Genomic DNA, 22,689 nt, shown 5'->3' with positions numbered 1-22,689 from the left:
CGTGACTAAGGCCCATGCATCCGAGGCCGACAGCCGGGACTTCTAGGTCCTCTTCAAGAATACGTTTTTCATTTTTCGTTCCTTTCGAATTCATTCCGGATCCTGTCAGGCCGCCGTCGGCGCCTTCTCTGGCAACGGGCCGGGACGAGCGATGAAGACGACGGCAAGGATCAGGGTGGCAGCGATGAGGGCCGATCCGGTCTCCATCGCGACGCTTGCGCGCTGAGCCAGGCGCTCGGCGCCCTGGAGGCCCTGCGACCCAATCGCCGCCGCTGCGACGAGGACACCGAGACCGAGCGAGCTGCCAAGCTGGTGGGCGACGTTCACTACACCGGATGCGGCTCCCGCCCGCTCTGATGACACGCGGACGATACCCGAAGCAGTCAGCGGCCCGAGAGCGCCACCCTGGCCAGCTCCGATCAGCATCATGGGTATGGCGAGACCGAGGAACGATGCCTGCTGCATGGCGATGCTCAGCCAGATCATGCCGATCAGGCCCGCCACGACACTGGTGATGAGGACTTTCCCGGCGCCATATTTTCCAATCAGGCGCGGCGCGCACATGGCGACGATGAAGTTGACCACGGTGGTCGGCAGAAAGGCGATGCCCGCTTCTGAAGAACTCAGACCCATCACGCTTTGCAGGAACTGCGCGACGAAGAAGTAGAACCCCACGTTTGCCCCCAGGAACAGGGCACGAGCCCCATAGGCGGCTGAGCGTTCCCGATCGGCGAACAGAGACAACGGCATGATCGGTTGGCTCGCACGCGATTCCACGAACGTAAACACGATCAGCATGACGATTCCAAAGCCGACCCAGAGTTCGGTCGTCAAATCGGACCATCCCGTCGATGCCGACCGGATCACACCGTAGACAAGCGCGACAATGCCGACCGTTGAGGTGATCGCGCCAGCCATATCGAACGCCCCTGGAGTCAGGTCGGTTTCATCGATGTAGCGTTTTGCGGCGACCATCATGGCAATGCCGATCGGCAGATTGATGAAGAAACCCACGCGCCAGGAGAGCCAGTCGGCAAGAAGCCCACCGATCACCAGCCCGAAGGCGGCGGAAACGCCTGCCGCCGCCGCGTAATAGGATACGGCACGTGTTCGTTCCGGCCCGGCTTCGAAGTTGGTCTGCAGAAGCGCAAGTGTCGAGGGGGCGAGAATCGCCGAACCCAGACCCTGCACGGCTCTCGCGGCAATCATGACAGCGGGGCTTTGCGACATCCCGATTGCGAGTGATGCAAGAAAGAAGATGGTCAGCCCGATAAAGAACATCCGTCTGCGGCCGAATATATCTCCGGCTCTTGCCCCAAGAAGCAGGCAGCCGCCGAAGGCCAGGGTATAAGCGGTCGACACCCAAGAGAGGCCTGCATCGCTGAACCCCAGCTCTGCATGAATCCTGGGCAATCCCGTCAGTACGATCGAGATGTCGAGTACGATCATCACGTAGCTGATTAGAATGATCGCGAGGATGGCGGCCTTGTTCGGGGATGTGGAAGTCTGTTGGCGGTTTGACATCTCGTTTTCCGTTCGGGGATCGGCAGCGCCGTCCTCCACGGCAAAGCATCTGTTTCCATGACGCCAAGATACGTCTTGCGGACCTTTCGGATTAGGGGCAGTAATCGGGATGAAGCTATAAGGATGCCTAATGAATGCCGCAGGAGAACTTCAACGATTTGGTCGCTTTCGTCATGGTGGCGCGCGAAGAGAGTTTTACGAAAGCCTCCGTGAAACTCGGCGTATCGCAATCAGCGCTCAGCCAGACGGTGCGCGCGCTTGAAGAGCGGTTGGGAATTCGGCTTCTGACGAGGACGACGCGGCGGGTCTCGCCGACGGCGGCAGGCGAGCGTCTCCTTCAGACGGCGGGGCCGAGGTTTGAGGAAATCCAGGCGGAACTGGCCGCACTTACCGAGATGCGGGACAAACCGGCCGGGACCGTGCGGATCACGGCGGGGGAACATGCCGCGATTTCGGTTCTCGCTCCGGCGCTCGACAAATTCCTGCCGGACAATCCTGACGTGAGGGTCGAGATCACCGTCGACTATGGCCTGACCGATATCGTGGCCGAACGATTCGATGCTGGCGTGCGTCTCGGTGAGCAGGTCGCCAAGGACATGATTGCTGTCAAGATCGGGCCGGATATGCGGATGGCGGTGGTCGGATCACCGTCCTATTTCCGGAGGAACCCGTGGCCAGACGTTCCTCAGGATCTCACTAGGCACAACTGCATCCAGATCCGCATGCCAACCCACGGCAACATTCTCCAATGGGAATTCGAGAAGGATGGTCACGAACTGAACGTGCGGGTAGACGGACAGCTCGTCTTCAACAATGTCGCCATGCGGATGGATGCTGTCTTGCGCGGCCTGGGGCTTGCCTACATGCCTGAGGATCTGGTCGAACACCATATCCAGGAAGGGAGGCTGGTGCGCGTCCTTGAGGACTGGTGCCTGCCGTTTCCGGGTTATCACCTCTACTACCCCAATCGCAGACATGCGTCGCCCGCCTTCAGTCTGGTTCTTGAAGCACTGCGATACCGCAGATAACGTACTAATGAACTGAACGTGATTGATAAGTCAGCCTAATGACTTCAATCGGAAATAGGCGGCTAATCGACCAGAAGGCCTTCGACTAACTTTCTCCCAACCTTATGTTGTGAGATCCAGATGCATCGAACCTTTGTCAGAACCGTTTCCGCCCTTGCCTTCTCGACCCTGATCGCGGGTGCGGCCTTCGCCCAGGCAGCAGCTACGCCCGAGCCACTCGTCATCCAGGAGCAGGGGAGCTTCGCAGTCGGCGGCACTGTTTCGAAGACTGTAGGCACCTACAACAACAACGCTCCGACGACTGCGGGACAAACGCTTCACGGCGACCATGCCTATGTCTTTTATCAGGTGCCGCAGAACCCGAGACCTCTGCCGATCGTCATGCTCCATGGAGCCTTTCAGTCTGCCCGAAGCTGGGAAACGACACCGGACGGACGTGAAGGCTTCCAGAACATCTTTCTGCGCCGAGGTTTTTCCACCTATCTCGTCGACCAGCCGCGCCGCGGCCGCGCAGGCAATTCGACCGTGGCGACCAACATCGAACCGACGCCCTACGACCAGCTTTTCTTCGATCAATTCCGGCTCGGAAAATGGCCTGACTATTTCCAGAACGTCCAGTTCGATCGCGGTTCGGAAGCGCTTGACCAGTTCTTCCGTTCGGTCACTCCGAACACCGGACCTTACGATGCAAACGTGATCTCGGATGCGATGTCGGCCCTGTTCGACAAGACTGGTCCCGGCATCCTGTTCACCCACTCACAGGCGGGTGGTCCTGGCTGGTTGACGGCGATCAAGAACCCGAACGTCAAGGGCATCGTGGCGCTCGAACCTGGTAGCGGTTTCATCTTCCCGGAAGGCGAGGTTCCTGCAGACATGCTGAGTGCCGCCGGTACGCTCAAGGGCGAGGCCGTGCCTGTCGCCGACTTCGAGAAACTGACCAAGCTGCCAATCGTCATCTATTACGGCGACAACTTCCCGGTCGAGCCGACGGCCGAGCGCGGCCAGGACAACTGGCGGGTTCGCCTGGCAATGGCCAAGCTCTGGGTCGCTGCCGTCAACAAGCATGGCGGTGATGCAACGCTCGTCCATCTGCCGGAAATCGGCATCAAGGGTGGCACCCACTTCCTGATGTCGGACCTGAACAATGTCGAGATCGCCGACCAGCTCTTCAAATTCCTTACCGACAAGAAGCTCGACTGATCCATCGGCGCGCGCTGCCGGAAGATGTCAGCGTGCGCAACTCTACACATTGAGGAGCCCATCATGGAAAACGAAATCATCAATACAAGAAGACGCGAATTCCTCGGAGGATCCGCGGTTATCGTCTCCGGTGCAATCCTGGGCGTGTCTACGATCACGGCCAAAGCAGTCGCCGCCGATTACAAGCAGAACCCGTTCACCCTCGTCTATGATGGTGCGATTACGAAGAACGAGCCGGGCAAGGTCAATATCCATCCGGTGAACTACAAGCTCAACGGCCTGGATATTGTTGCCAATGTCTACACGCCCGCCGGCTACGATCCTGCGAAGACATACCCGACACTCGTGCTGGCCCATCCGAACGGCGGCGTGAAGGAGCAGACGACTGGTCTTTATGCCCAACGTCTCGCGGAACGTGGCTTCATCACGATCACCGCCGATGCTGCCTATCAGGGCGGAAGCGGTGGCGCCCCGCGCAGCACGGACAAGCCGCAGTACCGTATCGAGGACATTCATGGAATGGCTGACTTCATCAGCCAGTTCCCGGGTGTGGATACGGCGCGCCTCGGGCTGTTCGGCATCTGCGGCGGCGGCGGCTATTCGCTGGCGGCAGCCAAGTCCGACAAACGTTTCAAAGCAATCGCGACCCTCAGCATGTTCAACTCCGGGCGTGTCCGCCGCAACGGCTTCCAGGACAGCCAGATGGGGACGATCCAACAGCGCCTGCAACAGGCTTCCGCGGCGCGCGCCCAGGAGGCCGCGGGTGGCGAAGTGCTCTACTCGGGTGATGCGGATCTCTCGGATGCCCAGATCGCCGCCCTGCCGTTCGATCTCTATCGCGAGGGCTATGAATACTACTGGCGTACGCATGCCCATCCCGGCTCGACCTTCCGCTATACGACGAGCAGCCTGATGGATCTGATGCGCTGGGACGCAACCGACGAAATCGCGCTGATCGATGTGCCGTTGCTTATGGTTGCAGGCAGCGCTGCGGACACCCTCTACATGACCGAGGATGCATTCTCCAAGGCCACGGGCACCAAGGATAAGGAACTCTTCAAGATCGAGGGCGCCAAGCACATCCAGACCTATTGGGTTCCCGAATATGTCGAGGCGGCCCTCGGCAAGCTGAAGCCGTTCTTCGACCGTCATCTCGCCTCCGCATGAGGGCACTCCAGCGGTCTGCATCGGGCCGTCTGGATGAAGGTGGCAGACGCTTTCTCTCGGCCAGACGCTGATTGTCACCGCAAGTGCAGGCCTCGTCCAAAACGGGGACGCGAGGTTCAGGAGATCCGCGCGGCGACATCGCATGGATCCCGCCGGGCATGAAACACTGGCACGGAATGATCGCAACGAACGGCATGTTCTATCTTGCGGTCGCAGATCCATTCGACGGCAAGTCGGTCGAGTGGATGGAACACGTCCCCAACGAACAATACGCGCACTGACCTGAAATCAGGCGCTAAACGAAGAGGTTTTGATGAAGAAGTTAATCGGCGGCATAGGTAGCGCGTTGCTGGCAGGGCTGGCGGTCCTGTCGATTGGCATGCAGGTCCATGCAGAACCGACGCGCGCGACGATGCCGGACATCGGCAAGCTCGTTCACTACACCACGGTCACGCGCGGCGAGGTGACCGAGCATATCATGACAACACGCGAGGCGATTGAAGCGGCGAAACGTGGCGAGCCGATCCCGAACGGCACCCATGTCGCGCTGGTCGATTACCGTGGGGGCAAGGTCTTCCGTTACTTCATCATGGAGAAGGGCGAAAACTGGGGACAGGACTACGCCGAGAACCGCCGTACGGCGGACTGGCAGTTCCAGTGGTTCAAGCCGGACGGCACCATCAATACCGCCGAAAATACGGCGCGCTGCCAGAGCTGTCACATGTCACGGTCCGACAGGGACTTCCTGTACACATTCAACGAGATGCGGCGGTTCGAATTCAAATGAAGGTCTTGCGCGTCCGTCTTCTGCTAGACTTTCTGGCTGTTGCACTCATCATTGCGTGCCTCGCATACTGGTGGCTGGACAATCTCTATCACGAACTGTTCGGCACGGCTCTTTTGGCACTCGTGATCGTGCATAACGTCTTCAACAGGCGCTGGTATGGCGGCGTGGCAAAGCGAAAGATGGATGCTACCCGCCTCATCAATCTTGTGACCATCGTCTGTCTGGCCATCGGGATGACGATCATGTTGGTTACGAGCTTTCTCGTCTCCCGGGATCTGTTTCCATTCACGGCTCTGAGCGGCGCCTTTGCTGTCCGTGAGATCCATATGTTCGTCGGATACTGGGTCCTGTTGTTCGTCGCGGTGCATCTGGGTACGCGATGGAACGTGGTGATGAACGTATTCCGTTCGACATTCGGAATACAGCAATCGAACGTCGTTTGGGTGTGGGCCGCCCGAACGCTTACGCTGGTTGTCGCGGTCTGGGGTGTGAGAAGCTTTTCCGAGATGGCCTTCGGCTCGAAACTGATGCTGACCTATTCGCTCGACATGTGGGATTTTAGCCAGTCGACGCTGGCTTTCTTCCTGAACTATGGATCGATCGTCGGATTTTTTGCCGCCACAACCCACTATTGCCTTGGACTTGTTCGGCAATGGCGAGAGACATCTATCTAGGTCATTGACGTGGGCCTCCATCACTCCAACCGCCTTGGCGGCAAGATCCGCCCGTGGGCAAGCTTTTCGGCCCCATCTCATGAGGTTAGCGCGTTGCTTATCACCGGGAGCATACCTAACTACATTTAGCCCCATAGAGATTTCAGAGAACCTGCTTCATGGCAAAATCCCTACACCTCACGGCGTTCATGCGCCCCGTCAGCCTGCACACCGGCGCATGGCGTTATCCTGGCGCCTATCCGGACGCCAACTTCAATTTCCGTCATATAAAAATGTTCATCCAGAAGCTTGAAGCCGCAAAATTCGATGCGTTTTTCATGGCCGACCATCTGGCTGTCCTGAATATGCCGATCAACGCACTTGTTCGCAGCCATACGGTCACATCGTTTGAGCCGTTTACACTTCTTTCTGCTCTTGCCTCCGTGACGGAGAGGATCGGGCTTGCAGCCACCGCATCGACCACGTTCGACGAGCCTTATCATGTCGCTCGCCGTTTCGCGTCTCTGGACCATATCAGTAACGGCCGTGCGGCCTGGAATATCGTCACCACGTCCAATCCCGATTCCGCCCGGAATTTCGGTCTGGACGAACATGTCGCGCATGGCGAGCGATATGCGCGGGCGCGCGAATTCTATGAGGTCGTCACCGGCCTCTGGGACAGTTTCGCCGATGATGCCTTCATTCGCGATCAGGAGAGCGGCATCTTTTTCGATGCGGCCAAGATGCATGTGCTCGATCACAAGGGTGATGAGCTGAACGTTCGTGGTCCGCTCAACATTGCCCGTCCGGTTCAGGGTTGGCCGGTGATCGTGCAGGCCGGCCAGTCAGAGCCTGGTCGACAGCTTGCTGCCGAAACCGCCGAACTGGTGTTCTGTTCACCGCGCGATATCACCGCTGCCAAAGCGCTTTACGCCGATATCAAGGGGAGGATGCCGGCTTTCGGCCGCAAGGCAGAGCATCTGAAGATCCTGCCGGCGGCCCTCATCGTGATTGGCGACACGGTCGAGGAGGCGAGGGCCAAGCGTGCCAAGCTGGACAGCCTGGTGCATTACGACAGCGCGATCGCGTCGCTATCCATCGCGCTCGGGCATGATGCTTCTGGCTTCGATCCCGACGGACCTCTGCCGGATATTCCGGATACCAATGCCAGCAAGACCGGGCAGGCGCAGGCCATCCGGCTGGCGCGCGAAGAAAATCTGACCGTCCGCCAGCTTGCACAGCGCTATGGCGGTTATTCGGGGCTAGCCTTTGTGGGAACGCCGCAAACCATCGCGGACGAAATGGAGACATGGCTTGGCGAGGCCGCGTCGGACGGCTTCACGATCGTCTTCCCGTACCTGCCGCAGGGTCTCGACGACGTGACGCAGCAGCTTGTGCCGGAATTGCAAAGGCGCGGGCTTTTCCGCGAAGATTACGAGGGTACGACCTTACGCGAGCATCTGGGCCTTCCCCGTCCGCAAAACAGGTTCTTCGCTTGACGGAAGCGGCGGCCATGCGCCGCCGCACTCCCAGAAACTGTGATCTGCATTCGATGATCTCTTCGTTGGGGCCGGCAGACGGAATCGCCAGATCCGCCGATAGGCATGTCATTGCCCGATCTGCACGGCGGCGTTGTTGCGTTGAAAAGATTACAGCCGGGCATATCGCTTCACCGGCAATCCGCCGATAAAATCTATTTTTTTTATAGAAAATTGGTTTCTAGCCTGCTGGCCTGATTTGGCAATATCGACCGGCATAAAGCGGTCGCGCCAAAACTCGTTCCCCGAATGTCTTCCGGTTGAGACTAAGTCTTTTTTTCGATCGTTTTTGATCGGATTTATTCCTCTTTTTTCACCGCAGATCGTGTGCAAAGCTCATTTCACAGTCGAAATGATGAAAGAAATTCAGCGATGGCTAAGGTCGCAATCGATCCTGGGAGTTTGTCGGAAGGCGTTACCGCAGTGTTCGACGACATCAAGGCGACGCGCTCGCTCGATGACGTGAACAACTTCTGGAAATACCTTGCAGCGGATGAAAAGACCCTTCGCCGGACGTGGGACAGCCTGAAGGAAGTCATGGCGCCGGGCGCCCTCGATCCGCTGGTGAAGGAGCTGATCTATATCGCCGTCAGCGTCACCAATAATTGCGGTTATTGTATTGCAAGCCATCGAGCGAGCGCGATCAAGGCGGGCATGTCCGAAGCGCAATTCCAGGAGCTCCTGGCGGTCGTTGGAATGGCCAACGAAACCAACCGGCTCGCAATCGGATATCGCATTCCCATCGACAAGCAATTCGAAGACTAACAGCAGTCTCGACCGCCGGCCGTAAGCGAACGACGCACCAGGCCTCACATCATTATCCACCACCCTGTTCATCGCCTCCTTCCTGACCGTTGGATGGGCGCTAAGGAGTCATGCATGCTTATCACCAGACGCCAGGGCTTGAGCCTTCTGGTAGGCGCTACCGCCACCCTGTCTCTTCCGGCCATCACCCGCGCGCAACAGGCGTCAAAGACCATTATCGGCGTGCAGAATGGTCTTGCCTATCTCAACTTCATCGTGGCCGAACGCCTTGGCCTGTTCGAAAAACATGCGGAGAAGCTCGGCGCCAAATCCGATTTCCAGATCGTCCGCCTCGGTGGCCCGACGGCGCTGACGGAAGGCATCCTGAGCGGCAACGTGAACATTGCCGCACTCGGCATGCAGCCACTTCTGATCGGCTGGGAAAAGACGCTCAACAATTACAAGATGGGCGGCATCAGTGGCTATTGGAAAGGCAACTACGCGATCTACGCGAACGATCCTGCAATCAAGTCGATTGCCGATATCCGGCCGACCGACAAGATTGCAGTCCCGGGGCCGACCAGTTCGCAGGCCGTCATTCTTCGCCGTGCCGCCGAAAAGCTGTTCGGTCCGGGCAATGCCAATAAATTCGACCAGCAGCTGGTGACGCTGCCACATCCGGATGCCGTTGCGGCGCTTTCGACCGGCAATACGGTGCAGGTCTATTTCGCAATATCGCCATTCACGGAGGTGCTGGCCAAGTCACCGAACGTGCATCTCATCGGGACATCGGCCGATTACAATCCCAAAGACATGACCAATGGCGTCACGGCCGGTCTTTCGGATTTCGTCACGGCCAACCCGTTGGTGATCAGGGCATTCCTGTCTGCGCTGGAAGAGGCAAACGCCTTCATCCCGCAGAATATCGAAAAGACGGCCGAGATCTATTTCGCGGCCGAACCCTCCAAGGTCAGCGACGACCAGAAGATCGAGATCATCCGCAACAATGCCGGCGAATACACGACCACGCCGAACGGCGTCGTGGAAACCGCAACCTTCATCAATAGGCTCGGGCAGCTGAAGACAGTGCCGTCTAAATGGCAGGACGTCTTCTTCGCCCCGATCAACGAAGGCGCTGGAAGCTGAGCACTGCAATGCGATCGACGATGGCAATCACTGCCCCGCCACCGGGTGGAGCCGTGAAGCAGGGAAAGATGAACTGATATGCAACAGACCAACAGCCGGCGCGTCAGCCCGACGACACCGCTTCTCGCTGTCGATGACGTGACGCTGCAATATGCAACGCGCCAGCAGATCGTCACGGCCACGCATCGCGTGTCGCTCGACATGTACGAGCATGACCGTTTCGTGCTGCTGGGGCCGTCAGGCTGCGGCAAGTCGACCTTGCTGAAGAGCATCGGCGGCTTCCTGAAGCCTGCGGCCGGTGAAATCCGGCTAAATGGAGAGCGGATCACCCGGCCGGGGTCCGACCGGATGATCGTCTTTCAGGAATTCGACCAATTGCTTCCATGGCAGACGGTAATGCAGAACGTCGTTTTTCCGATGAAAACGACGGGACGTTTTGCACGTAGCGAGTGGCAGGACCGGGCGAGGGCCGCCATCGGCAAGGTGGGACTGGCGAAATTCGCAGATGCCTATCCGCATACGCTTTCGGGTGGAATGAAGCAGCGTGTCGCCATCGCTCGGGCGCTGGCCATGGAGCCGGCGGTCCTGCTGATGGATGAGCCCTTTGCCGCGCTCGACGCGCTGACACGCCGGCGCATGCAGGAAGAACTACTCGATCTCTGGGCGGAGATCCGCTTCTCGATGGTCTTCGTCACCCACTCGATCGAAGAGGCGATCCTGCTCGCAAGCCGGATCGTGGTGATGACCCCGCATCCCGGCCAGATCATCGCCGAACTGGATGCGACGCAATTTACTCCAAACGAAGTGGGAGGCGACGCATTCGTGGCCTTCCACAAGCAGATCAACGGCATGTTGTTCGGACAGAAGGAGGTCGCAAATGGTTGAGCTTGCAGCATCGGCCAGGAAGATATGGGTAGAGGTCGCTCCCCGACCTGATCTTGATCGCCCGATCGTGGAAGTCTCGGCAATCGGCGATATCTCGCAGGATCTGAGCCTCTGGGAACGGCTTGCCGAAAAAACCTGGCTACGCCGCCTCGTTGCCATCGTGGTTCTGATCATCGCCTGGGAGATCTATGCCAGATATGCCAGCAACGAGCTGATGTTTCCCTCTTTCAGCGCCACGGCTCAGGCGTGGTGGGAGGGGATGCGCTCCGGCGTCCTGCCGAGTGCGGTCTACGGCACGATGCAGGTTCTGCTGCTCGGCTATGCTGTCGCGATCGGCATATCGGCGCTGATCACGACGCTTGCCATCAGCACTCGTGTCGGGACAGACATCCTTGCGACGCTGACGGCGATGTTCAATCCGCTTCCGGCGATTGCCATTCTGCCGCTGGCGCTGCTCTGGTTCGGCATCGGCGTCACCAGCCTGGTCTTCGTCATCGTCCATTCGGTGCTGTGGGCGGTGTCGCTCAACACGCTGACGGGTTTCCTTTCAGTCAGCCAGACCCAGCGGATGGTGGGTCGAAATTATGGCCTCAGGGGCGTAAGTTTCGTGCTTCGCATCCTTGTGCCCGCGGCCTTTCCGTCAATTCTCTCGGGCCTGAAGATCGGCTGGGCGTTTGCCTGGAGAACGCTGATCGCAGCCGAGCTCGTTTTCGGTGTCTCGGGCAGTTCCGCAGGGCTCGGTTGGTTCATTTTCCAGAACAGGAACGCGCTTGAGACGGCCAACGTCTTTGCCGGGCTTCTGACCGTGATCATGATCGGCCTGATCGTCGAAGGCCTGGTGTTCCGGACTATCGAGGCCGCCACGATCCGCCGCTGGGGCATGCAGAGCAACTAGGGCGCAGGCCCTCACGCTCCGGGAACGGAAACCATGGTCACCATCAAGCAGATAGAAGCGGCACATTGGGTCGAGAAGCTCGGAAGCTTTCATGCAGCCGCCGAGCAGATCAACACGACGCAGTCGACGGTCTCCAAACGAATCCAGGAGCTTGAACAATCGCTGGGCTTTGCGGTCTTCGAACGATCCCACAAGCAGTCACAGCTGACGTTGCAGGGGCGGGGTCTGCTCGACGACTTCGCTTCGATGTTGAGCCTCCATCACAAGATCGACAACTATGCCAAGAGTGACGAGGGGTATTCCGGCTATTTTCATCTGGGCACCAGCGAGATGGTGGCGCTGACCTGGCTTCCCAAGCTGATTGGCGCGATCACCGCCCGCTTTCCCAACATCAACCTGAAGACCAGCGTCAACATGACTCACGATCTTCAGGTCAAGTTCAGCGAATACAAGCTGGATCTCATCATCTGCCCAATGACCCATGACGAGGCGCTGGCGGGCAGGCCTTCGGTGGCGCTTCCGCCGCTGGAATCCGCCTGGATGTGCGGCAACGGGCTTGCGGTCGGCCGGCAGGGAATATTGTCGCCGCAGGACATAGCCAGCCTGCCGTTGCTGACATTCAACGAGGGATCGCTTCTCCACCAGACGGTGGTGAAGACCTTGGCGGAACATGGCTATTCGGCACGCCAGACGATCACCTGCAGCAGCATGATCGCGCTTGCCGAACTGGCGCGCGAAGGTCTCGGCATCGCCTATCTGCCACGGGACTATTTTCAGGGCTATGGCGGGCTCAATATCCTGCACACCAGCATGACGATGCGTCCGCTGCAATATGGCGCCATCTATCGCGACGACTTCATCGCCTCGCGGATCGCTGGCCTTGCACAGGAACACTGCAGGTTCGCGAGGCCCGGCGCATGAGGTTTTCCCATGTTTCACAACGCACTCACGACAGCTTTATCGACCTGATTGCCCGGCGGAGCGGCCAGTCATCTCATTCAACAGGCATGCTCGATCAGAGCGACGGAGACGAACATGTCCGGTAGTCAGAACCCCGGTAATCAGAACCAAAGCATCGAAGAGCAGCTCAAGGCTTTCGAGGGCCAGCTTCTCGGCCTTATTCCGACGGAGCGGATCAAGGCCGTGAACTTTGCAAGACCGGCGGCGGATATCGTCGAGCGCTACAGGCGGCTTCCCGATCTGACGTCGTCTATTGCCGATATCCTCGATCAATACGGTGTCGACAGCGCCATCCCGACGACATTTCTTGCGCCGATCGCACCGGGCCAGCGCATGGTCGGGCCGGCGGTCACCGTCAAGCACGGGCCGGCGCGTTTCAACCCCGGCTACAATGTCGCCAACAAGACCTCGCCACAGCTCGGCGCCATCGACGAGGTGACATTGTCGAAGGCCGGCGACGTTATGGTGATCGATGGAAATGCCGTTCCGACGGCCTCCAATATCGGTGGCATCATGGCAACCGCCATAGCCGCCAAGGGCTTTTCCGGTGCCGTCGTCGACGGCTGCGTTCGCGACGTCGAGAACATGAAGCGCCTCGGCTTGCCGGTATGGGCGCGTGGTGCAACGCCGCGAACCGGCAAACACCGCATGGAGCTGATGGAATTCAACGGCCAGGTGGATATTGCCGGTGTGCGGGTGTCCCCCGGCGATCTGGTCCTCGGCGATTCCGACGGCGTGATTGTCGTGCCGATCGAGCTTTGCGAGGAGGTTCTCCTGCGCGCGGAAAAAGTGGCGGAAACGGAAAAGGTTTTGCTCGGAGCCATCGAAAGCGGTGCGTCGGCGCAGGAAAGCGCCTCGATCGTCGCGCCGGACAAGTGGTGAGCCCTGTGAGTGATGTCGGGCGCCTTATGTTCCTGGGTTTTGGTGAAGCGGCATCGCTTTTCGCCAAAGGGTTTGTGCAGCAAGGGCTGGCGGACTTGGCTGCCTATACGCCCTCGGCGAATGGTGGGCCGGGAGAAAGCTTGCTGCGTGATCGCGCGGCGCAATCGGGAACGGTTATACTGTCCGGCCGCGAAGGTTTTGCCGAGGCTGACTGGATCTTCGCCATGGTTTCGCCAGCCAATGCGAAAGCTGCAGCCGAAGGTGTTGCTCCGCATCTCGTCGCTGGCCAATTCTATATCGACTTTTCTTCCGCCTCACCAGCCGACAAACGCGCAGCGGCGGATATCGTTGGCGCGCGAGGCGTAATTTATATCGATGCAGGCATTCTTGGCTCGGTCCCTACGTCTGGCCATCGCGTGCCTGTTATAGCTTCGGGGAGCGAAGCCTCGGCCTTCCGCGACAGCTTTTCGCCGCTCGGAATGGACATCGCCTTGGTCGGCGATGCCGTCGGGATGGCAGCAGGCACCAAGCTGATCAGGAGCATTTTGACCAAGGGGCTGGAGGCACTTTATGTCGAGGCTTTGATCGTTGCTGAGCGGTCTGGCGTCACTGCTGAAGTGATGGACAGTTTTTGTGCCTTTCTGGATGCGCGCAACGCCCGTGAAACTGCCGGCATTTTCCTGAAATCCCATGTGGTTCATGCCGCCAGACGCGCCGACGAAGTGGCTTTGGCACGCGAGCTGGTGCTCGATACCGGCGTCCTGCCTCTCATGACCGATGCAACGATCCGCGTCATGCAGCAGACGGCTGCCACCTCTATGGCCGAGCGTGCCGGCAGGCGCCAACCGGACAGTCTCCATGAGGCGCTTACCCTTCTTGAAACCGAATTGCCGGGCGGGACGTCCGGTGTAGCGAACTCTTAGGACATGGAGACTTCAATGAGCGTGTCTCAAACTCGAAGCGAAACGATCGCCCTTGCCCACGAACTGCTGTCGTTCGGCTCGGCCGTCGTATTTGATTCACAGAACCGGACCGGTGCACTTGCATCCGGAATCAAGCCGCTCGATCGCGGTTCGAAAATCGCCGGTCCTGCCTTCACTTGCGCCTGCGAGCCGGGCGACAATCTCACCCTGCATGCAGCGCTGAAGATGGCACAATCCGGTGACGTTCTGGTCTGCGATGCCATGGGTGCGACCGAGCAGGGCATGTTCGGCGACGTGATGGCAAGCTGCGGCAAGGGCCGCGGGCTTGCCGGTCTGGTGACCGATGGCGGCGTGCGCGACCGGTTGACCATCATCGATGTCGGCTTCCCGGTGTTTGCCGGCAATGTCTGCATGAAGGGAACGGTCAAGGAAGTGCTCGGCCCGGTCAACCAGCCTATCACGCTCGGCGGAGTTCTCGTCCGTCCCGGCGATCTCATCATCGGTGACGAGGATGGCGTCGTTGTCGTCCCATCCGAAACGGCGCAGGTCGTGCTCGAAGCCTGCCGCGCGCGGGCTGCCAAGGAGGCACAGACGATCTCGGCGTCGGCGGGCGGGCTTACCCCCTGGGACGTGAACGATCTCAGCGGCTTCCTGCGCGGCAAGGGCGTCGCCGTCAACTTCTGACCAGACCAAAAGCACGGCACGACAGGCCGACTGCAGGAAACCAAGATGAAGATTACCAATATAGAAACCTTCCTGTTTCACCCCGGCAGCGGCAAGAACCTGCTGTTCGTCCGTGTGGAAACCTCGGACGGGACCTATGGCTGGGGAGAGGCCTATGTCGGCGTGAAGAAGGAGGCCGTGGTCGAGACATATATCAAGGCGATGGCGCCCTATCTGGTTGGTCGCAGCCCTTATACGATCCGCCACATGGCGCAGGTCATGTTCGACGATTTCGCCATCCGCCGCACCTCCGTCGATTTCCTCTGCGCCTGGAGCGCCATCGAGATCGCGCTATGGGACATCGTGGGCAAGCTTTCTGGCCAGCCGGTCTATAATCTGCTCGGCGGCCCGGTGCGCGAAAAGATACGCATCTACGCCAATGGCTGGTGGTACGGCGTCAGCAATATCGACCAGACCGTCGAGCGTGCGCTTCAGGTCAAGCAGATGGGCTACACCGCGCTGAAATGGGACCCGTTCCCCGGTCCGTGGCGAACGTTCATATCCCGCGAAGAGGAGGACTACGCGGTCGACAACGTGCGTGCGGTCCGCCAGGCGCTCGGTCCCGATGTCGATCTACTGATTGACGCGCATCGCCGGGTCGCACCGCATCATGCGATCCGCGTGGCGCGCCGGCTCGAGGAGTTCGGGATCTTCTGCTACGAGGAGCCGTGCCTTTCGGACAATATCGATCTCGTTGCCGAAGTGCGCCAGTCGATCGATACCCCGGTCGTCACCGGCGAAACGCTCTACACCAAGGAACAGTTTGCCCAGGTGTTCGAGAAGCGGGCCGCAGATATCCTTAATCCGGATATTTGCGCCGTCGGCGGCATCCTGCAGATGCTCGATATCGCCGCCATGGCACATCCGCATGCGGTCGCCATCAGCCCGCATAATTACAACAGCCCGATCGTCGGCCTTGCCGCCACGGTGCATTTTTCCGCGCTCATCCAGAACTTCCTGATTGCGGAATGCTTCATCAATCTTTCCGACGCCTGCGCGGAAATTGCCGCGCCCGGCCTGACCATCGAGAACGGCTGGGTCGATCTGCCGACCGCACCCGGCCTCGGGGTCGATATCGACGTCGATGCGCTGCGTCGGCATCCCTACAAGGACTTTCCCCACAAGGACATGCGCCAATACTGGGAAGAGTTCCCCCGCAAAAATTACGTCTGGGGCGTTGCAAACGTCACCCGCTGAGAACCGGAGAACCGAAATGACTGAATCTACTCTGACTGCCGAATTGCTGGCTCGCTTCGAAACCGTCACCGCCGCCACGGCTCATGAGGCCATGGGCCGCAAGGGCGCGCTGGATTCGGCGATCAAGCCGATCCGCAGCGGCATGCGTGTTCTCGGCCCGGCCTTCACCTGCGTATGCCCTCCCGGCGACAATCTCACGCTTCACGCGGCGCTGAAGCTCGCAAAGCCGGGCGATGTGGTGGTTTGCGCAGCGGCCGGATTTACCGAGCAGGGCCTGTTTGGTGACGTGATGGCGAGCGCTGCCAAGGGCAAGGGGCTTGCCGGACTGATTGTCGATGGCGGCGTGCGCGATGCAAGCGATATCGACCGCATCGGGTTTCCGGTCTTCAGCCGCTCAATCTCGATCAAGGGTGCGGTTAAGGAAACGCTCGGCCCGCTCAACCAGCCGATCGTGGTCGGCGGCGAACTGGTATCGCCGGGCGATCTCATCATCGGCGACGATGACGGTGTCGTGGTGATCCCGGCAGCGCTCATCGCCGAAACGGCAGATGCATGCATCGACCGGGAAAAGAAGGAAACGCGTTTCCGTGAGGCCCTGCTGCAGGGAAATACGACCTGGGAAATGCTGAACCTCAACACTCTGATGGAAAAGAAGGGGAGCGCCTTCCGCCTTTAAGGCGAGGGCGGCACGGCATGTCCACTATCGACCAGACGATCACTCAGCTTGAAGCCCTGTTCGGCGCGCGCGTGTCGCGCGCCGATGCGGTGCGCAAGCATCATGGCGACGACCTATCCTACATCCCGGCGATGTTGCCGGATGCCGTGTTCTTTGCGGAAAACACGAAGGAAGTCAGTCAGGCGCTTGCGATCTGCAATGCCAATCGCACACCCGTCATTCCTTTCGGAACGGGGACCTCGATCGAGGGGCAGATCCATGCGCCGAAGGGCGGGATCTCGATCGATGTCTCCGGCATGGACCGGATCATTGCGATCCATGAGGAAGACTTCGATGCCGTGGTGCAGCCGGGCGTCCGCCGCAAGCAGCTCAACGAATACATACGGGCGACCGGCCTGAGCTTTCCGGTCGATCCGGGTTCGGATGCGTCGATCGCCGGCATGGCTGCCACCCGCGCATCCGGCACCAACGCAGTGCGATACGGAACCATGCGGGAAAATGTGCTGGCACTGGAAGTCGTTCTGCCCGATGGCAAGGTGATCAGGACGGGCACGCGCGCCCGAAAATCCTCCACCGGCTATGATCTTACCAAGCTCTTCGTCGGATCGGAAGGCACGCTCGGCATCATCACCGAGGTGACCGTCAAGCTCCATCCCATTCCGGCAGCGATTTCATCTGCCGTATGCACCTTCTCGTCACTCAAGGGCGCCGTCGACACGGTCATCGCGACCATGCAGTCGGGCGTGCCGATGGCGCGTATCGAATTCCTCGACGAGGTCGCCATCGAGGCATCGAACAACTATTCCAAGCTCAGCCTCAAGGTCGCTCCGACGCTGTTTCTCGAATTTCACGGTACCGACGCCGGCATCAAGGAGCAGGCGGAGATCGTTGAGGCGATCGCCTTCGAGAATGGCTGCGAGGGGTTCGACTGGGCGACGCGCGCCGAGGATCGCAACCGTCTCTGGCAGGCGCGCCATGATTCCAATCCCGCCACACGTGCGCTTCGTCCCGGCTCCGCAAACTTCGTCACCGATGCCTGCGTGCCGATCTCGGCGCTTGCGGACAACATCCTGGCGGCCAGAGCAGACGCTGATCAGTCATTTCTGCGCACCAAGATCAACGGGCATGTCGGGGACGGCAATTTCCATGTCAACTACCTCGTCATGCCCGGTATCGAGGAAGAAATCGTCGAGGCCGAACGCCTTGCCGCAAGGGTTGTCGAGCGGGCGCTGGCAAGTGGAGGCACTGCCAGCGGCGAGCACGGTATCGGCATCGGCAAACTGAAATTCCTGCGCAGCGAACATGGCCCTGCACTCGAAAGCATGGTCGCGCTGAAGCAGGCCTTTGATCCTAACGGCATCATGAACCCCGGCAAGATCGGTTCGATCGAAACACTTTCGATCTGATCCGTCGGGCATACCAGACGAAAGGTCCGGCTTCCGGGCCATCCCATCACCACTGTTCCTGGAGGGAACTCACGATGACACATGCGTTCACAATGAACCGCCGCAGCCTTCTTGCTGCCGGCGTCGGCACGGCTCTTTCGGCCGGGCTCGGCCTGCCGGCGCTAGCCGCCACGCGCGAGATCAATATCGGCATCAATACCGGCCTGCCATTTCTTCCCTATGCCGTAGCCGAGCAGCTCGACCTTTTCACCCAGACAGCAAAGGAACTGGGCGTCACCGATGCGAGCTTCAAGATTGTTCGCATCAACGTCGCGACCACACTGATCGATGCCATCCTCAGCCAGAATGTGCAGTTCGGCACGATGGGGAATCAGGCATTGCTCAATACCTGGGAAAAAACCCGCGGCAACGTCAATTTCCGCGGCATCTCGGCATACTGGAAGGGCAAGTTCTCGGTCTTCTCCAATACCGACCGGATCAAGAGCTTTGCCGATATCGGACCTGACGACAAGATCGCGGTTCAGGGGCCGAAGAGCGCCCAGGCACTCTACGTCAAACTGGCGGCGATCCACTATTTCGGCGCGGATCAGGCGCATCGCTTCGACAAGCAGCTTGTGTTGCTGCCGCATACGGAAGCTGTGACCGCGCTGACGAAATCCGATGCGATCCAAGTCTATATGGGCATTTCGCCCTATTCGGAATTCGTCGAAAAATCGCCACGCGTCCATCTGCTGGCAACCTCGCGGGATTTCGCTGAGCCGGCCACGACCAATGCCTTCATCGGCGCCATAGAGCCGGTCTATTCGAAAAATCCCGATATCGCTGCTGTTATCATCGAAACACTGAACCGCGCCAACAAGCTGATCCTCGACGATCCGGCCCAGGCCACCAGGCTTTATTCGGCGGCTGAGAAAACGCCGCTGTCGGCAGAGGAACTGGCCAGCGTCATCACGGCAAGCCGTGATGATTATGCAACCGTTCCGAACGGGCTGATGAAAGTCGCCGGCCTGATGAAAGAGCTGGGCGATCTCAAGCAGGTGCCGCAGGCCTGGACCGAGGTCTTTGCCGGCCCGATCACGCAAACCCAGGGGAGCTGAGTTAATCCATCGGAACGACGCATGAAAAGATGGCGCCGATCCGAATGACCTCCAACCCGATAAGCAAGCCCGGACAATCGGGCTTGCTTGCCTCAACAGGAATGATCTTCGATGTTGCCAATTCCGGAAAAGCCGACGGTTGCCACCCATTGGGGCCTCTATCGTGCGCGCATGGTTGATGGAGCCGTCGAAAAACTCGATCCGTTCGAACTCGATGCCGATCCGGCACCGTTGGGCGAGGGGCTGATCGAGGCGCATTCGGCGCCTTCCCGCATCCTGCGTCCGGCCGTGCGCCAGTCGTTTCTCGCCGCACGGGAAGCGGGGCGTCGCGGAGCTGGTGACGGCGAGGGAAGGGGCTACGAGCCTTATGTCGAATTGCCGTGGGATGAGGCTCTTGATCTGGCCGCAGGAGAACTCGACTACGTTCGCCGTCAATGGGGCAATCAGACGATCTTCGGCGGTTCTTATGGCTGGAGTTCTGCGGGGCGGTTTCATCATGCACAAAGCCAGGTGCATCGTTTCCTCAACAGCATCGGCGGTTACACGCGCTCGGTGCAGAACTACAGCTTTGCTGCCGCCGACATGATCCTTCCGCATGTGATCGGCAGCCGGAAAGGTCTGATCAACGGCCACACGCCCTGGCAGCGTGTGGTAACCCATGCCAAGCTCGTCGTCATGTTCGGCGGGACGCCTTTGCGCAATGCGCAGGTCGGATCCGGCGGCGTCGCGTCCCATATCGTCCCTGGCGCGATGGAGCGTTCGCGGAGACAGGGCATGCGGATTGTCTCGATATCGCCGATCCGCGACGATACGGTCGGTGACAATGTCGAATGGCTGCCGATACGACCGGGCACCGATACTGCGATGCTGCTCGCCATGATGCATGTCCTCATCGCAGAAGACCGGGCGGACCTGGCGTTCCTGAAGCGTTTTACCGTCGGCTACGAGCAGCTTGCTGACTACATTCGCGGTGTAACCGACGGCGAGGAAAAGACGCCGCAATGGGCAGCCGTGATCTGCGGCGTGCCGGCTGCAACGATCAGAGATCTCGCACTGGCGCTCGCCGAGACACGCAGTTTCCTGATGATGTCCTGGTCGTTGCAGCGGGCCGATTTTGGCGAGCAGCCCTATTGGGCAACCGTGGCACTTGCGGCAATGTTGGGGCAGATCGGTCTGCCCGGCGGCGGTTTCGGCTTTGGTTATGCTTCAGCAAACGGTGTGGGAAATGCCATTCCCGATGTGAAATGGCCGTCCTTACCACAAGGGACCAACGCCATCTCCGACTATATCCCTGTCGCTCGCATTGCCGATGCGCTGCTCGATCCCGGTGGGCACTATGATTTCAACGGCGAAAGCCGCCGTTATCCCGATCTCAAGCTGATCTATTGGGCTGGCGGCAATCCCTTCCATCACCATCAGGACCTCAACAGGCTGCGCCGCGCCTGGCAGAGGCCCGAAACCATCATCATCCACGACAGCTGGTGGAACCCGCTTGCGCGCCATGCCGATATCGTCTTCCCGGCGACGACGACGCTGGAGCGCAATGATATTGCGTCATCGGCACGCGATAGGTTCATCGCGGCATCGCACGCCGTGCTGGCACCGGCCGGTGATGCCCGCGACGACCACGCGATCTTTGCAGCGCTTGCCGATCGGCTCGGCGCTGCAGAGGAATTCACCGAAGGCCGCAACACCGAATCATGGCTTCGCCAGATGTATTCAAACGCCCGTCAGATGGTGGCGGGCCTTGGTGAGGAACTGCCGGAATTTGAGCGTTTCTGGTCCGAGGGCGTGGCGATGCTGCCATCGACCCCGGAGGCCGAGCAGCAGGATCTTCTGACAGATTTCCGCCATGACCCGGATAGGCATCCGCTTGAGACGCCGTCGGGCCTGATCGAGCTTTATTCCCGAACAGTTGCGGGTTTTGGTTATGACGATTGCCTCGGACATCCGGCTTGGTTCGAGCCTCGCGAGTGGCTCGGGGCCGGGCTTGCCGAGCGCTATCCGCTTCACCTCTTGAGCAATCAGCCGAAGCGTCGCCTGCACAGCCAGTACGATGTTGCATCCCATTCCCGAGACGGAAAGGTCGGCGGTCGCGAGGTGATGCGCATGAACCCCGGAGACGCAGATGCGCGCGGGCTGGTGAGCGGCGACATGGTACGGATTTTCAACGATCGGGGCGCCTGCCTCGCCGCTGTCGAGACAAGTGACGATCTGTTGCCCGGTGTCGTGCAACTCGCCACCGGCGCCTGGTACGATCCTCTGTCCGGTCGCGATGATCCCTTGCCCCTTGAAATCCACGGGAATCCGAATGTTCTGACAGCCGACATCGGCACCTCTCGTCTCGCGCAGGGGCCAAGCGCCCAGTCCTGTCTCGTCGAGGTCGAGCGGTTCGCAGGGCCGTTGCCTCCGGTGCGCGCGTTCGACCCGCCGCCGCTTGTCGAACGCCGGTTAGAGCCCGCCCTTTGATCTCTTCTCCTACATCCAAGGAAACCTCATGACTACCACCAGGAAATCCATCTCGCCGGACGACCGGCTGCTTCAGGCCTTCGACGGAATTCAGCCCGCCACGGTCTCCGACGCAATGTTTTCGCTCGGCTTGAAGGATAGCGCGATCGATTCATCCGTCCGTCTGCTTTCGGGCAAGCGCATTCTCGGCCGTGCCCGCACAATCGGGCGCACGCCGATCACCGCAAATGCCGGTCAGACCGAGCTTGCTGCAGACTACGGTTTTGCGATCCAGCAGGTGATCGATGGCTGCACGCCTGGCAGCATCATCGTGATCGCCACGCAGGGCATCGCCTCCCATGCCAACTGGGGCGGCAACATGGCCCACCGTGCAAGCCATCTCGGTGCCGTCGGCCTGGTGACGGACGGCGCGCTGCGCGATGTGGAGGAAATGGAGGGATACGAGCTTACGATCTTCGCACAGGGCACTTCGGTTCGTGCCGGCCAGCATCGTTTTGCGACCACGGTGGCGAACAAGCCGGTCATTTGCGGCGGGGTCCATATCCGGCCCGACGACATCATTCTCGGTGATCGTGACGGCGTCATCGTCATCGCGCCGGAACACGCGGCCGATATCGCCCGAAAGTCGGCGGAACTGATCGGAACAGAGCGGGAAATGCAGGCTCATATGGATGCCGGGGCATCCCTGTTCGATGCGGTCATGAAGTTCAAGGTGCGCTGACGGCTGGCCACATGGCTCCGGTCGGTCAGACCGGAGAGAGCAAAAAACCTGCCGAAAAATGCGATCAA

General features: G+C 59.8%; 22 protein-coding genes. 21 read left to right on the top strand and 1 reads right to left on the bottom strand.

What is annotated here, in order from left to right:
- Window positions 1-105: 105 nt before the first annotated feature.
- Window positions 106-1,524, bottom strand: a complete 1,419-nt coding sequence (locus AC2GXZ_RS25490) for an MFS transporter (RefSeq protein ID WP_483762038.1) — start codon at window positions 1,522-1,524, stop codon at window positions 106-108.
- Window positions 1,525-1,658: 134 nt separating this feature from the next.
- Between AC2GXZ_RS25490 and AC2GXZ_RS25485 the strand changes: the two genes are divergently transcribed.
- From AC2GXZ_RS25485 to AC2GXZ_RS25385, 21 genes are all read left to right on the top strand, one after another.
- On the top strand, window positions 1,659-2,552 hold the full coding sequence (locus AC2GXZ_RS25485) for a LysR family transcriptional regulator (protein WP_483762037.1): 894 nt from the start codon (window positions 1,659-1,661) through the stop codon (window positions 2,550-2,552).
- A 120-nt stretch (window positions 2,553-2,672) separates the two neighbouring features.
- Window positions 2,673-3,752 (top strand): alpha/beta hydrolase, encoded by a 1,080-nt coding sequence (locus AC2GXZ_RS25480; RefSeq protein WP_483762036.1) that lies wholly within the window; start codon window positions 2,673-2,675, stop codon window positions 3,750-3,752.
- 63 nt (window positions 3,753-3,815) lie between these two features.
- A complete protein-coding gene (locus AC2GXZ_RS25475; RefSeq protein ID WP_483762035.1) occupies window positions 3,816-4,919 on the top strand; it encodes an alpha/beta hydrolase in 1,104 nt (367 codons plus the stop codon).
- A gap of 158 nt (window positions 4,920-5,077) precedes the next feature.
- On the top strand, window positions 5,078-5,200 hold the full coding sequence (locus AC2GXZ_RS25470) for a hypothetical protein (RefSeq protein WP_483762034.1): 123 nt from the start codon (window positions 5,078-5,080) through the stop codon (window positions 5,198-5,200).
- Window positions 5,201-5,232: 32 nt separating this feature from the next.
- A complete protein-coding gene (locus AC2GXZ_RS25465; protein ID WP_483762033.1) occupies window positions 5,233-5,706 on the top strand; it encodes a cytochrome P460 family protein in 474 nt (157 codons plus the stop codon).
- Window positions 5,703-6,380 (top strand): DUF4405 domain-containing protein, encoded by a 678-nt coding sequence (locus AC2GXZ_RS25460; RefSeq protein ID WP_483762032.1) that lies wholly within the window; start codon window positions 5,703-5,705, stop codon window positions 6,378-6,380. The genes AC2GXZ_RS25465 and AC2GXZ_RS25460 overlap by 4 nt, the downstream gene beginning before the upstream one ends.
- Before the next feature lie 158 nt (window positions 6,381-6,538).
- On the top strand, window positions 6,539-7,858 hold the full coding sequence (locus tag AC2GXZ_RS25455) for an LLM class flavin-dependent oxidoreductase (protein WP_483762031.1): 1,320 nt from the start codon (window positions 6,539-6,541) through the stop codon (window positions 7,856-7,858).
- A 411-nt stretch (window positions 7,859-8,269) separates the two neighbouring features.
- On the top strand, window positions 8,270-8,662 hold the full coding sequence (locus tag AC2GXZ_RS25450; RefSeq protein WP_483762030.1) for a carboxymuconolactone decarboxylase family protein: 393 nt from the start codon (window positions 8,270-8,272) through the stop codon (window positions 8,660-8,662).
- A 114-nt stretch (window positions 8,663-8,776) separates the two neighbouring features.
- The gene (locus tag AC2GXZ_RS25445) at window positions 8,777-9,787 is read left to right on the top strand and encodes an ABC transporter substrate-binding protein (protein WP_483762029.1); all 1,011 of its coding nucleotides are present in this window, start codon (window positions 8,777-8,779) and stop codon (window positions 9,785-9,787) included.
- A 78-nt stretch (window positions 9,788-9,865) separates the two neighbouring features.
- Complete coding sequence (locus AC2GXZ_RS25440; protein ID WP_483762028.1) at window positions 9,866-10,672, top strand: ABC transporter ATP-binding protein; 807 nt, start codon at window positions 9,866-9,868, stop codon at window positions 10,670-10,672.
- Window positions 10,665-11,567: an ABC transporter permease gene (locus AC2GXZ_RS25435; protein ID WP_483762027.1), complete on the top strand. Its 903-nt coding sequence runs from the start codon at window positions 10,665-10,667 to the stop codon at window positions 11,565-11,567. Before AC2GXZ_RS25440 ends, AC2GXZ_RS25435 begins: the two co-directional genes overlap by 8 nt.
- A gap of 33 nt (window positions 11,568-11,600) precedes the next feature.
- Window positions 11,601-12,488: a LysR family transcriptional regulator gene (locus AC2GXZ_RS25430; protein WP_483762026.1), complete on the top strand. Its 888-nt coding sequence runs from the start codon at window positions 11,601-11,603 to the stop codon at window positions 12,486-12,488.
- 114 nt (window positions 12,489-12,602) lie between these two features.
- Window positions 12,603-13,409 carry an RraA family protein gene (locus AC2GXZ_RS25425; RefSeq protein WP_483762025.1) on the top strand — a complete coding sequence of 269 codons (807 nt, stop codon included), beginning with the start codon at window positions 12,603-12,605 and terminating at the stop codon, window positions 13,407-13,409.
- Window positions 13,406-14,332: an NAD(P)-dependent oxidoreductase gene (locus AC2GXZ_RS25420; RefSeq protein ID WP_483762024.1), complete on the top strand. Its 927-nt coding sequence runs from the start codon at window positions 13,406-13,408 to the stop codon at window positions 14,330-14,332. The genes AC2GXZ_RS25425 and AC2GXZ_RS25420 overlap by 4 nt, the downstream gene beginning before the upstream one ends.
- Before the next feature lie 15 nt (window positions 14,333-14,347).
- Entirely contained in the window at window positions 14,348-15,016 is a 669-nt protein-coding gene (locus AC2GXZ_RS25415) for a 4-carboxy-4-hydroxy-2-oxoadipate aldolase/oxaloacetate decarboxylase (protein WP_483762023.1), read from the top strand.
- A gap of 45 nt (window positions 15,017-15,061) precedes the next feature.
- Window positions 15,062-16,252: a mandelate racemase/muconate lactonizing enzyme family protein gene (locus AC2GXZ_RS25410; protein WP_483762022.1), complete on the top strand. Its 1,191-nt coding sequence runs from the start codon at window positions 15,062-15,064 to the stop codon at window positions 16,250-16,252.
- Window positions 16,253-16,268: 16 nt separating this feature from the next.
- Window positions 16,269-16,928 carry a 4-carboxy-4-hydroxy-2-oxoadipate aldolase/oxaloacetate decarboxylase gene (locus AC2GXZ_RS25405; protein WP_483762021.1) on the top strand — a complete coding sequence of 220 codons (660 nt, stop codon included), beginning with the start codon at window positions 16,269-16,271 and terminating at the stop codon, window positions 16,926-16,928.
- 17 nt (window positions 16,929-16,945) lie between these two features.
- Complete coding sequence (locus AC2GXZ_RS25400; RefSeq protein ID WP_483762020.1) at window positions 16,946-18,334, top strand: FAD-binding oxidoreductase; 1,389 nt, start codon at window positions 16,946-16,948, stop codon at window positions 18,332-18,334.
- 74 nt (window positions 18,335-18,408) lie between these two features.
- Window positions 18,409-19,431 carry an ABC transporter substrate-binding protein gene (locus AC2GXZ_RS25395; RefSeq protein ID WP_483762019.1) on the top strand — a complete coding sequence of 341 codons (1,023 nt, stop codon included), beginning with the start codon at window positions 18,409-18,411 and terminating at the stop codon, window positions 19,429-19,431.
- 111 nt (window positions 19,432-19,542) lie between these two features.
- Window positions 19,543-21,900 (top strand): molybdopterin-dependent oxidoreductase, encoded by a 2,358-nt coding sequence (locus AC2GXZ_RS25390; RefSeq protein ID WP_483762018.1) that lies wholly within the window; start codon window positions 19,543-19,545, stop codon window positions 21,898-21,900.
- 28 nt (window positions 21,901-21,928) lie between these two features.
- Complete coding sequence (locus AC2GXZ_RS25385) at window positions 21,929-22,621, top strand: RraA family protein (protein WP_483762017.1); 693 nt, start codon at window positions 21,929-21,931, stop codon at window positions 22,619-22,621.
- Window positions 22,622-22,689 lie beyond the last annotated feature (68 nt).

It is taken from the genome of Aliirhizobium sp. YIM B11859 (assembly GCF_057163345.1).
Note: the sequence above shows the minus strand (reverse complement) of the source record. Positions and strands in the feature narration are given on the sequence as shown.